Source organism: Undibacterium sp. Di27W (genome assembly GCF_049340345.1).
Lineage (GTDB): Bacteria > Pseudomonadota > Gammaproteobacteria > Burkholderiales > Burkholderiaceae_D > Undibacterium.
The window spans coordinates 24,051-36,940 of the sequence record NZ_JBMPOS010000020.1 but is presented as its reverse complement, the minus strand read 5'-3'; the positions used below and the strand labels follow the sequence as shown (position 1 = coordinate 36,940).

5 protein-coding genes are annotated in these 12,890 nt (G+C 50.8%); 4 read left to right on the top strand and 1 reads right to left on the bottom strand.

Annotated features, from left to right (window positions below):
• Nucleotides 1-83 precede the first annotated feature (83 nt).
• The 3 genes from ACO0LF_RS28240 (at nt 84) to ACO0LF_RS28230 (ending at nt 4,581) form a co-directional block, all read left to right on the top strand.
• Nucleotides 84-1,217 (top strand): mechanosensitive ion channel family protein, encoded by a 1,134-nt coding sequence (locus tag ACO0LF_RS28240; RefSeq protein WP_423020197.1) that lies wholly within the window; start codon nt 84-86, stop codon nt 1,215-1,217.
• 273 nt (nt 1,218-1,490) lie between these two features.
• A complete protein-coding gene (locus tag ACO0LF_RS28235; RefSeq protein WP_423020195.1) occupies nt 1,491-3,866 on the top strand; it encodes an ATP-binding protein in 2,376 nt (791 codons plus the stop codon).
• A 295-nt stretch (nt 3,867-4,161) separates the two neighbouring features.
• Nucleotides 4,162-4,581, top strand: coding sequence for a response regulator (locus ACO0LF_RS28230; protein ID WP_423020193.1), 420 nt, complete (start codon nt 4,162-4,164; stop codon nt 4,579-4,581).
• A gap of 97 nt (nt 4,582-4,678) precedes the next feature.
• On the opposite strand, the gene ACO0LF_RS28225 is transcribed toward ACO0LF_RS28230, so the two are convergent.
• On the bottom strand, nt 4,679-6,286 hold the full coding sequence (locus ACO0LF_RS28225; protein WP_423020191.1) for a response regulator: 1,608 nt from the start codon (nt 6,284-6,286) through the stop codon (nt 4,679-4,681).
• A gap of 317 nt (nt 6,287-6,603) precedes the next feature.
• Here ACO0LF_RS28225 and ACO0LF_RS28220 point away from each other — a divergent pair, with 317 nt between their 5' ends.
• Nucleotides 6,604-12,885 carry a HAMP domain-containing protein gene (locus tag ACO0LF_RS28220; protein ID WP_423020189.1) on the top strand — a complete coding sequence of 2,094 codons (6,282 nt, stop codon included), beginning with the start codon at nt 6,604-6,606 and terminating at the stop codon, nt 12,883-12,885.
• Nucleotides 12,886-12,890: the final 5 nt, after the last annotated feature.

Here is a 12,890-nt window from a genome sequence, read left to right as displayed (position 1 = left end):
GTCACCAACATACAAATACTCAGCCTCAGGTTTATCCATGCAAAGTCATCAGCATGGGGTAAGCCAACCAAGACCTGGAAACAATGATGGATTTTCAATTGCTTATTCATAGTCACTTTCTTGATATTCCACTCCTTAGCTGGATCACTGCTTGCGGTGTCGCTGTGGTGGCTTACTTCGTCATGCATGCCTTTATTGGCCTCTTCAAGCGCAGACTGGCGGCGGACAGTGACCTGGGGGCAGCCCATGTCGCCAAATTGATACCTCAAATTCTGGGTAGCACCAGCAACATCACCCTGATCATCACCTCGGTTTTGATAGGTGTTGCGGTGCTGGACTTGCCAGCGCGCTGGAGTGAGCGCGTCAACCATTTATGGTTCCTGGCATTTGGTTTGCAATTAGCCTTATGGATCAACAAAACCATCAAGGTCTTGAGCAAGCGTTACTTTACAGCCGTGGCTACTGACGGTGCGCCAGTCAGCCGGGTGTCGCACACCATCATCGTCTGGGCTTTGCAATTTGTATTATGGGTAGTTTTTGCCCTGGCGATGCTGTCGAATGTGGGTATCAATGTATCGGCTTTCATTGCCAGTCTTGGCATAGGGGGCATTGCCATAGCACTGGCGGTGCAGAATGTTTTGGGTGATTTGTTTGCCTCGCTGGCGATTGCCGTCGACAAACCTTTTGAAGTTGGTGATGCGATCAATATCAACGGCATTTCAGGCACAGTAGAACATGTGGGCTTGAAGACCACTCGCCTGCGCGCTGACAGCGGTGAGCAGATCGTGATTGCCAATGCTGACTTGTTGAAAAACACCATACGCAACTTCAAGCGTATGAAAGACAGGCGGGTGCAATTACTGGTCAAGGTCGCGTCGGATACGCCGCCTGATGTCCTGGAACAGGTGCCGCCCATGTTAAGAAGCATCGTTGAAGAGCAAGCGGACGTACGTTTCGATCGCGCCCATCTGAAATTATTTGATCGCGATTCGATAGAGTTTGAAGTGATTTATTATGTGCTTAAGCCAGAATACGGCCTGTACATGGACACACAGCAGGCCGTGAATCTGAAGATCATGAGAGAACTGCTGGCCAGAGATATTTCATTTTCCGACCCTATACAGAAAATAAAATACCTCGATATAGCCGGAGTAGAAGCCAGGGAAGCGCGCAGACCGCAGCAAACCGGCCAGGTAAAGCTGTCGCGGCAGTTTTGATCGACGCCGCCTCTTTGATGGCTGTCGTGAGTATTGCAGAGACTTCCGGCTCCCCATACATCTCAATTTTTGATCGCCTGCGCGGCATTTCATGAAAGCTTCATTGATCAGCTATCCTATCCCCATGCTTGTTGCCAATACTGCAAAATGGCGTTAACCTTATCATTTAGAACAAGTTAAATGCTTGCAGCCAATTACTCATGTCCAAAGATGCGCATCTTATCTGCTAAGGTTAGCGCTACAATGTTGCTGCTTACCCACTCAGGACCGAGTATGCCCCCGATACAGAATGACAATGCAGATGCTTTTGAATCTCCTGTAACCCCCCATCCCGAATGGGCGTTCATAGGGCGCGGCACGCCCATGCGTGATGCCGTCAGGAGTTTCGACTGGTCTACAACTGCGCTTGGCCCCATCCATGCCTGGCCGCCAGCCTTGAAGGCTGTTGTCGGTATCGTCATGAATTCTGTGCACCCCATGTTTCTCTGGTGGGGACCAACACTGACACAGATATACAACGATGCCTATGTTCCCAGCTTTGGTGCCGGAAAACACCCAGCGGCTCTAGGGCAGAATGGCGCTGACTGCTGGCAGGAAATCTGGCCTATCATCTGGCCGCAGATAGCCCATGTCATGAATGGTGGTGCAGCCAACTGGTATGAAGACAATCTGGTTCCCATCTGGCGTAATTCACGGGTAGAAGACGTCTACTGGACTTATACCTATACACCTGTTTATGGTGACGATGACCGCATTGCCGGCACACTGGTCGTCTGTACTGAAACCACCTCGCGTATCCTGGCAGAGCGCAGGCAAGGTATTCTCACCTTATTGACAGAGCAATTGATGTTTTGTAAAAGCCGCGAGGAAATTTATCAAACGGTAAAGACAGTTGCTGCGGAAAATACGGCAGATATTGTAGCCGTGGCCGTCAATCATGAAGATGCGGCCGGACTGAGCAAGGATACCCATTTCAGCATGCATGCGGTAGAACTGCATTTTCACCACGATTGCTCGCTGACATTTGAATTGTCGCAGCGCCTGCCGTTCGACGAAGCCTATCGCCTGTTTCTACATGAATTTACTGCGGTAGTCTGTCGTGCACTCAGTCATCTCGAAAGTGTGCTGGCGCGTGATTTCGCCGCGGCTGAAAGAGATCGCCTGTTATCCGACGCCCCCGTTGGCGCTGCAATCTTGCTAGGTGAAGACCTGGTATTTCAGTTGGCCAATCCTATCTATTGCCACATCATTGGCCGCCAGGAAGAGCAGGTAGTGGGCCATGCTTTTGACGAGGTCTTCCCGGAATTACTGGATTCTCCGGTACGTGCTAAATTCAGGGAGGTATACAGTGAGGGTATCCCCTTTGTTTCTGAAGAAACAAAGGTGCGTCTCAGTCTGCATGGTGGCGATCCTGAAGACCGCTACTATATTTATAATCTGGCACCGATACGGCGCGTAGACGGCCAGGTAAGTGGCTTGATGGCGATAGGGATTGATATCACGACGCAGGTGCTGGCACGCACCGAGATTGAAAGGCTGAATGATAATTTGAACGTCACCTCTCGTGCAAAAGATGAATTCCTGGCGATGCTGGGTCACGAGCTGCGCAATCCGCTGGCACCGATAGTGACTGCGCTGGAGTTGATGAAGATGCGCAACCCTAACCCTACGATCAGCAAGGAGCAGGCCGTTATCCAGCGCCAGGTTGATCATCTGGTGCGCCTGGTTGATGACCTCATGGATGTCTCAAGGATAACCAGCGGCAAGGTGCAGCTCAGAATAGTCGCCAGCAACTTGCGGGATGTGATGAACAAGGCGCTGGAGATGGCCAGTCATTTGCTGGAAAAGAAAAAACACCATCTGACACTGGATGTCGCCCCGATCACCTGGGTAGGTGACCCTGCACGCTTGGCGCAAGTCGTTGCTAACCTGCTCACCAATGCCGCAAAATATACGCCCGATGGTGGTGAAATTTCATTAGTGACTTATCACAAGGACGATGAAGTCAAGATATGTGTCAGTGATAATGGTGTCGGCATTTCGAGCAGCCTGATGCCAAATATCTTTGACCTGTTTGTACAAGGGGGCAGAAGCGCAGACAGATCCGACGGCGGTCTGGGCATAGGCCTAGCACTGGTCCGCAATCTGGTGCAATTGCATCATGGCAGCGTGCGTGCCGAAAGCCCGGGTGAAGGCATGGGAAGCAGTTTTACCATTAGCTTGCCACATAAACTGGCCTTGGCAGCAACGGAAGAGCGAGAGAGCCAGGCTCATACACCCTCCAGCACCAGGGCTCGCATTCTTGTCGTCGATGATAATCGCGATGCTGCCGATTCCCTGTTTGAATTATTGTCGGCCATGGGGCATGAGGTCAGGGCCGTATATGATCCTATCCAGGCATTGAATGAGGTACAAGGCCTGATGCCGGAGTTTGCCATTCTAGATATAGGCTTGCCAGGGATGGATGGATATGAACTGGCCAAAGCCATACGTGACTTGCCGGGCGGTGAAGAGATCCGGCTCATCGCACTGACTGGCTATGGGCAGCAACACGACAAGGAGCGTAGTCACAATGCTGGTTTTAATGCCCATATGATCAAGCCTATAGAGCTTGGGTATCTTGAGAAGCTGATTGCCGGAACTGCATAAAGCACAGTTGAATGCGTGTAGGTATAGTCTTACCTTATTTTGGGATTGCGCTGCTAGGCATTGATTTGTTTTACGGATAGGATGATTGCTATGTACATCGCCAGTTTTAAGAATAGATAAAATTAGAAAAATAAACACTATAAAATTTCTTGCCGAACAAGCTGAAAATGACTGCATTATTTCGACATCTTGAAATAATCAGACATAGTTCACACCGAATAATGACAGACATATTGTTCTGACTTAGATACATAAGTGATGTACTGGCGGAACGGTATAGACTAGATAGATAATAATGATAAATCCAACTTCTGAAAATGACCACGGAACCTCGCCCGTTAATGAACCTGGCAGCACTGTCGATACGGGTTTGCATATTCTCGTGGTCGAAGACAATCAGGATTTACTCGAAATGCTCTGCGAAATGCTGGACTTGATCGGTCATCATCCGACTCCAGCTGGAACTGGTGAAAAAGCGCTGGAATTGCTGCAGCAAAGACGTTTTGATGTACTACTGACAGATATCAATTTACCCAAGATGTCAGGCATCGCGCTTGGCAAGCAAGCAGTAGAAGATGCACCGGACATGCATATTGTTTTTTCATCCGGTCATGGAGCACATATCCAGACCTATGTGAATTTTCCCTGCCATATGCTGACCAAACCTTTTGAGTTAAGCCAGATTCAACAAATCCTGGATGGGTTTGCCAAATAAATCTAAGAATCCTGAGAATCAGTGATAGCTTCTTGCCTGTCTAGCCGACTGTGAGCGTCGAGCTCATCGCGGCCTCAGGCTTTTTGTCCAGGGTACTTCAGGTGACTTGCAATGTTTCCATCACCAGGATGAGCTGCTGTAGTTTTAAAGGCTTTACAAAGTGAGTGTCAAACCCGGCTTCTGCAGTCAGGCGATGGTCTTCCCTGAGACCATAACCTGTCAGCGCGATCAAGTGCATGTTCTGGGTGTCTTTGTCGGCTCGCAAGCGCCTTGCCACTTCATACCCATCCATGCCGGGCAAACCAATATCAATTAGGGCGATGCAAGGTTTTTCTTCCTTGGCCAGAATAATTCCTTCCGCTCCAGTGGCGGCCTCCAGCACCTGGAAACCGTGTGCCTTCAGTAATTGCGAAGTCATTTCGCGGGCATCTTCATTATCTTCAATCAGCAGCAGCTTTCTGCTGGTTTCCAGTGTTCGAATCTCGTTATGCTCAGGCAAGGGCTTGCCCTGTTTTGCCTGGGGTAAGACGATAGAAAAAGTGCTGCCCAGATTTTCGCCTTCGCTGAAGGCGAGAATATCGCCGCCATGTAATTCGATTAATTGCTTCACCAGAGCGAGACCGATGCCGAGTCCACCTTTAGCCCGGTCCAGGGAATGTTCACCTTGAACAAAAACATTAAAAATGCGGGGTAATAAGTCTTTTTTAATGCCTATGCCTGAGTCTGAAATCATCAGGCTTACTTTACCTTCTGAAAGTGCATTTTTGATCGTAATGGTCCCGCCAGCGGGGGTATATTTGATGGCATTGTCCAGCAAGTTAGTAATAATTTGCTCTGCGCGAGTGGGGTCTGCATCTATCCATGTATCGATAGGATCAATACGCCATTCATAACTGTCAACAGGGCGACTGGCTTTGAGGCTATCCAGACAAGACAAGATGACTTCGTTGAGATTGACGGCAGCTCTGTCGAGCACAATTTTCCCCGACATCACTCTACCCAAATCCAGCAAATCATCGACTATGCGTGTCAAATGCTGTGATTGCCTGGAGAGGATCTTTTTTGCGCGCTCCACGGTATCTGCTTTGGCACCTGGAAATCCTATGATGGATGCGGCGCTGGTGATGGCACTTAAGGGATTGCGCAATTCGTGACCAAGCATGGCCAGAAATTTATCTTTCGCTTCATTTTGTTCAACCGCTATTTTTCTTTCCCTTATTTCACGCTGAAGCTTGTCATTGGCGGCTTGCAAATCCAGTGTCTTCAGACTGAGCGCTTCAGCCTGTGCTTTCAATTCCAGATTTTTTTTTGCCAGCGACACAAACACTGATACCTTGGCTTGCAATACCTGGGGAATGATAGGCGTGAAAAGGTAATCGACGGCACCTTGCTGGTAGGCTCTTAATTTATTCAGGTCGTCGGCCAGGAAAGCAGTAATGAAAATAATTGGTATGGAAGCAGAGCGGCCGCGTTGATGAATAGCTTCAGCAGTTTCAAATCCATCCATGCCCGGCATGTTGACGTCCAGCAGTATCACGGCAAAATCATCTTGCAAAACATGGCGCAGCGCATCTTCACCAGATTTGGCGGTGACGACGGAACATTGGTTTTCATCTGCCCAAGCCGTGAGCAGCCCGCTTAAGGCAAATAAGCTCGCCGCATCATCATTCACTACCAGAATCTTGGGTCTATGTTTTGCTTGCACTGATTTCCTCGCCCACAGCGTTTACGGTTGGAGACACATTGCTCATTATATAAATGCCGAATTGTCACAAATCCTTAAATTTGCAGTAAATTATGTCACCGTATCTCATTTCACGGAAAGAAAAAATACGCGAATATCGTTGAATAGTTGTTTGCAGCTTTTCAATACTGCTCTCATCATATACCGTACTGAAAATATAGGTGTCATTTTGATACTTTCAGGCAGACTCTGCATCAGTGCCAGTCAAATACCTGCGAAGATACTCAGAGACAGTATCTTGTTCATGTGTTACCAATCTCATCGCTTAAAAGGCCAGAATGAATACGCTTACTGACATTTCAGAAACACTCGATCCCAAGCTCTTGCTCGCTGCACTGACTGCGCTCAAGAAGGGTGATTTCTCGGTCAAAATGCCCTCTGACCTGACTGGCCTCAATGGCAAGATCGCCGATACTCTGAATGAGATCATAGAAAACAGCTCGCATATGACGCAGGGTATCCTGAATGTCAGTCAATTGGTCGGGCAGGAAGGGCGCTTGCTGCAGCGTGCTTCTTCTGTCCGTGCCGAGGGCGACTGGGGCACCATCGTCAATTCTGTCAATTCCCTCATTGATGATCTGGTGCGACCAACAACAGAAATGGCCAGGGTCATAGGCGCGGTGGCAAAAGGTGACCTGTCCCAAAGCATGGCGCTGGAAGTGGATGGGCGTGCTTTGCAAGGGCAATTCCTCAGTGCGGCAACGACCGCGAATACCATGGTGAGCCAGCTCAGCTCTTTCGCATCAGAAGTAACCCGGGTAGCGCGTGAAGTTGGCACTGAAGGCAAACTCGGTGGACAGGCAAATGTGCCAAGCGTAGCGGGTATCTGGAAAGATTTGACGGACTCAGTCAACTCCATGGCGGGTAACCTGACATCCCAGGTGCGTAATATCGCCGATGTGACGACGGCGGTGGCCAATGGCGACTTGTCCAAGAAAATCACGGTCGATGTGCGTGGTGAAATTTTGCAACTCAAAGACACCATCAACACCATGGTCGATCAGTTACGCTCGTTTGCATCCGAGGTTACACGGGTAGCGCGTGAAGTGGGTACTGAAGGCAAACTTGGTGGTCAGGCATATGTGCCTGGCGTAGGTGGGACCTGGAAGGATTTGACGGACAACGTCAACTTCATGGCGTCGAATCTGACCGGCCAGGTAAGGAATATTGCTGAGGTCACCACGGCAGTGGCAAATGGTGATTTGTCCAAGAAAATTGCGGCTGATGCCAAAGGCGAGATTCTACAATTGAAAGACACCATCAACGTCATGGTGGACCAGCTCAGCTCGTTCGCATCTGAAGTAACGCGGGTGGCGCGTGAAGTCGGTACAGAGGGCAAGCTCGGTGGCCAGGCACAGGTAAAAGGCGTAGGTGGCACCTGGAAGGATTTGACGGATTCCGTGAATTCCATGGCGGGTAACCTGACCGATCAGGTACGTAATATCGCGGAAGTGACGACAGCGGTGGCGAACGGTGACTTGTCCAAGAAAATCACGGTGGACGTCAAAGGCGAGATTCTGGAACTCAAAAACACCATCAACGTCATGGTGGATCAACTGAACTCATTTGCGTCTGAAGTAACCCGCGTAGCGCGTGAAGTGGGCACTGAGGGTAAATTGGGCGGGCAGGCTAACGTGCCAGGTGTGGCAGGTACCTGGAAGGATCTGACTGACTCGGTCAACTCCATGGCGGGTAACCTGACGGGGCAGGTGAGGAATATTGCTGACGTCACCACGGCGGTAGCGAACGGTGACTTGTCGAAAAAGATTACCGCCGATGCCAAGGGTGAGATTCTGGAGCTCAAAAACACCATCAACGTCATGGTGGACCAGCTCAGCTCGTTCGCATCAGAAGTGACGCGGGTGGCGCGTGAAGTGGGTACTGAGGGTGAACTCGGTGGGCAGGCGAATGTACCGGGCGTGGCAGGTACCTGGAAAGATCTGACCGACTCAGTCAACTCCATGGCGGGTAACCTGACGGGGCAGGTCAGGAATATTGCGGATGTGACGACGGCGGTGGCGAATGGCGACTTATCGAAAAAGATTACCGCCGATGCCAAGGGCGAGATTCTGGAACTCAAAAACACCATCAATGTCATGGTCGATCAGCTCAGCTCGTTCGCCTCCGAAGTAACGCGGGTGGCACGTGAAGTTGGTACCGAGGGTGTATTGGGCGGCCAGGCGAATGTGCCGGGCGTCGCCGGTACCTGGAAGGATTTGACAGATAACGTCAACTTCATGGCATCCAACCTGACAGGGCAGGTACGTAACATCGCCGATGTGACGACGGCGGTGGCAAAAGGTGATTTGTCCAAAAAAATCACGGTGGACGTTAAAGGCGAAATTCTGGAATTGAAGAATACCATCAACGTCATGGTGGATCAACTGAGTTCGTTCGCTTCTGAAGTAACGCGAGTCGCGCGTGAAGTGGGTACTGAAGGCAAGCTCGGTGGCCAGGCCTTCGTCAAAGGAGTGGGTGGTACCTGGAAGGATTTGACCGATAACGTCAACTTCATGGCTTCCAACCTGACCGGGCAGGTACGTAATATCGCCGAGGTGACGACAGCGGTGGCGAATGGTGACCTGTCCAAGAAAATCACGGCTGACGTCAAGGGTGAAATTCTGCAATTGAAAAATACCATCAACGTCATGGTGGATCAGCTCAGCTCATTTGCTTCTGAAGTAACCCGCGTAGCGCGTGAGGTGGGCACGGAAGGCAAGCTCGGCGGCCAGGCCAACGTGCCCGGCGTGGCCGGTACCTGGAAGGATTTGACGGATTCTGTAAATTCCATGGCAGGTAACCTGACATCTCAGGTGCGTAATATTGCCGATGTGACGACGGCGGTGGCGAATGGTGACTTGTCCAAGAAAATTACGGTGGACGTACGCGGTGAGATTTTACAGTTGAAAGACACCATCAACACCATGGTGGATCAGCTTAATTCCTTCGCGTCTGAAGTGACACGGGTAGCCCGTGAAGTGGGTACCGAGGGACGCTTGGGCGGCCAGGCCAATGTGCCCGGTGCTTCCGGCACCTGGAAAGATTTGACGGATAATGTCAACTTCATGGCATCCAATCTGACTGGTCAGGTGCGCAATATTGCTGATGTGACGACGGCGGTGGCCAATGGTGACTTGTCCAAGAAAATCACCGTGGACGTCAAAGGCGAGATTCTGGAATTAAAAGACACCATCAACGTCATGGTGGATCAGCTCAGCTCATTTGCATCAGAAGTGACGCGGGTGGCGCGTGAAGTGGGTACTGAAGGCAAGCTCGGCGGGCAAGCGCAAGTGAAAGGCGTGGGCGGTACCTGGAAAGATTTGACGGAGAACGTCAATTTCATGGCAGCCAACCTGACGGAGCAGGTGCGTGGTATCGCCGGGGTGGTGACAGCTGTGGCGAATGGTGACCTTAAAAAGAAACTGACGGTGGCAGCACAGGGTGAAATTGCTTCGCTGGCCAATACCATCAATGAGATGACGGATACGCTGGCCGTGTTTGCCGACCAGGTAACAACCGTAGCGCGTGAAGTGGGTGTAGAGGGCAAGCTCGGTGGACAGGCCAGCGTGCCGGGTGCATCAGGTACCTGGAAAGACTTGACTGAAAACGTCAACCAGCTTGCCGCCAACTTGTCTACCCAGGTACGGGCGATTGCAGAAGTGGCGACAGCGGTGACACGGGGTGACTTGTCGCGTTCGATTCAAGTGAAAGCACGCGGTGAGGTGTCTGATCTTAAAGATAATATCAATGAGATGATACGCAACCTCAAAGAGACAACGCAAAAGAATGCTGAGCAGGATTGGCTCAAGACCAATCTGGCGCGCTTCACCCGTTTGCTGCAAGGCCAGCGTGATCTGAGTACGGTTACCAAGCTCATCTTGTCGGAACTGGCACCGCTGGTCTCTGCCCATCATGGCGTGTTCTATATGATGGACTCGAATAATGATGCCCCACTGCTGGAAATGATTGCCAGCTATGGTTACCGTTCCAGCAGCAAGTTGCCGACTTCTTTCTTGCCGGGTGAGGGCCTGGTTGGGCAGTGCGCTCTGGAAAAAAGCCGGGTATGGCTGACCAATGTGCCGCGTGACTATATCAAGGTGTCTTCCGGCCTTGGCTCGGCGCCGCCCACCAATATCGTGGTCTTGCCTATCCTGTTTGAACAGCAGGTCAAGGCAGTGATTGAGATTGCTTCGCTGGACAAGTTTACGCAAACGCACATGGGTTTCCTCGATCAGTTGATGGAATCCATAGGCGTGGTCTTGCACACTATTGAAGCGAATAGCCGTACTGAGAGCCTATTGACGCAATCCCAGTCGCTGGCGCAGAAGCTGCAACAGACGAATCAGGAACTGGCAGAAAAAGCCAGCCTGCTGTCCGATCAGAATATCGAGGTGGAGCGTAAGAACCGTGAGGTAGAGCAAGCCAAACTGGCACTCGAAGAAAAAGCAACGCAACTGGCTTTGTCTTCCAAATACAAGTCTGAATTCCTGGCCAATATGTCGCACGAATTGCGTACGCCACTGAACAGTTTATTAATCCTGGCCCAGCAACTCAGTGATAATCCCCAGGGTAATTTGTCTGGCAACCAGGTGGAATACGCCAAGACGATATTTGGCTCCGGCAGTGATTTGCTGACGCTGATCAACGATATTCTTGATTTGTCTAAAATTGAATCTGGCACCGTCACGCTGGAGCTCAGTGAATCACGTTTGTCGATACTGGCCTCGTATGTCGAGCGTACTTTCCGCCATATGGCAGAAGCCAAGAACATCAATTTCTCCATCACCCTTGATCACGGCTTGCCAGCTGCAATAAAAACCGATACGACACGTTTGCAGCAGATACTTAAAAACCTCTTGTCCAACGCCTTCAAATTTACTTCGCGTGGTGAAGTGCGGCTCAGTATAGGCGTAGTGCAATCCGGCTGGACAGCTGACCTGCCTCAATTGAGTCATGCTGATGCCGTACTGGCATTTTCGGTGGCGGACACGGGCGTCGGTATCGCCAGCGACAAGCTGCAATTGATCTTTGAAGCATTCCAGCAGGCAGATGGCAGTACAGCCCGTAAATACGGTGGTACGGGGCTGGGCCTTTCCATTAGTCGCGAACTGGCACGATTGTTGGGTGGGGAAATTCGCGTAACCAGTATCGTTGGCAGTGGCAGTACCTTTACCCTGTTCCTGCCGTATAGCGGAGGAGGCTTGATCAGCCATATGTCACCACCAGAGCTTGCCACGACACCACCAGCACTTACCAGCGTGCTGGAAAGACCTGCTGGGATTTTAGATGGGCTGACCAGGTCACTACCTGGTGCAAGCGCTACCATGAGTTTGAACTACGCTGAAAGTGAAACCGCATTCGATGATAGAAACATGATCGCGACTGGCGACCCGGCGCTGTTGATCGTCGAGGATGACGCACGCTTCTCTGCTATTTTGCTGGCTTTTGCGAGGGAAAAAGGCTTCAAGGGCATTATCAGCCAAAGTGGTGATGCTGCATTGACACTGGCGCGAGATTACAGCCCAACCGCTATCCTGCTTGATATAGATTTGCCAGACTGCGATGGCTTTACCGTGCTCGATCGCTTGAAGCGCGATCCTGGTACGCGACATATTCCTGTCCATATCATGTCGAATTCGAATGAAAGAGAGCGCGGCCTGCAGCATGGCGCTATTTCTTATCTGACCAAGCCCATCAAGCGCGAAAGACTGGAAGAAGAATTCAATCGCATACAACAATTTTTGATACGGGATAAGCGCAGCTTGCTGGTGGTCGAAGATGAAGAATTGCAACGTGCCCGTATCGTAGAGCTGATAGGTGAGCATGATGTGCAGATTACTGCCGTGGCAAGTGGCCAGAAAGCGCTGGAAGCACTCAGGAGTATGCATTTCGACTGTATGGTACTGGACCTCACCTTGCCCGATATTGATGGTTTTGAATTGCTGGAAACCATCAGCAAGGATAAAAAACTCAGGGACTTGCCTGTGATCATCTATACCGCCAAAGAGCTGTCACGCAAAGAGGTTACCAAGATACGCAAGGTCGCAAAAACCATCGTCGTCAAGGATGCCCGTTCGCCAGAGCGCCTGCTGGATGAAACAGCGCTATTTCTGCATCGCTCACCGGCTGATTTGCCTGAGCTGCAAAGGCGCATGCTCGAAGACATGCATGCATCTGACGGTACTTTGGCAGGGCGCAAAGTCCTGGTCGTGGATGATGACTTGCGTAACATCTTTGCCCTGACGACAGTGCTGGAAAGACAGGATATGAAGGTCGTCTTTGCAGAAAATGGCAGGGATGGCATAGAACTGCTGGAACAAGACCCCGATATCGAGATCGTCTTGATGGACATTATGATGCCGGAGATGGATGGCTACGACACCATGCGCGCCATCAGGAAAATACCCAAGTTCAAGAGCATGCCCATCATCACCCTGACTGCCAAGGCCATGAAAGGTGACCGCGACAAGTGCTTTGAGGCTGGGGCATCAGATTATATTACCAAGCCTGTAGACAGCGCGCAGTTGCTGTCACTGATGCGTGTCTGGCTGACGGAATAAAGCAG

Bases quoted from the DNA above. Each gene is read 5' to 3' on its own strand.
- ACO0LF_RS28240 (WP_423020197.1), top strand. From the start codon at position 84: ATGATGGATTTTCAATTGCTTATTCATAGTCACTTTCTTGATATTCCA.
- ACO0LF_RS28235 (WP_423020195.1), top strand. From the start codon at position 1,491: ATGCCCCCGATACAGAATGACAATGCAGATGCTTTTGAATCTCCTGTA.
- ACO0LF_RS28230 (WP_423020193.1), top strand. From the start codon at position 4,162: ATGATAAATCCAACTTCTGAAAATGACCACGGAACCTCGCCCGTTAAT.
- ACO0LF_RS28220 (WP_423020189.1), top strand. From the start codon at position 6,604: ATGAATACGCTTACTGACATTTCAGAAACACTCGATCCCAAGCTCTTG.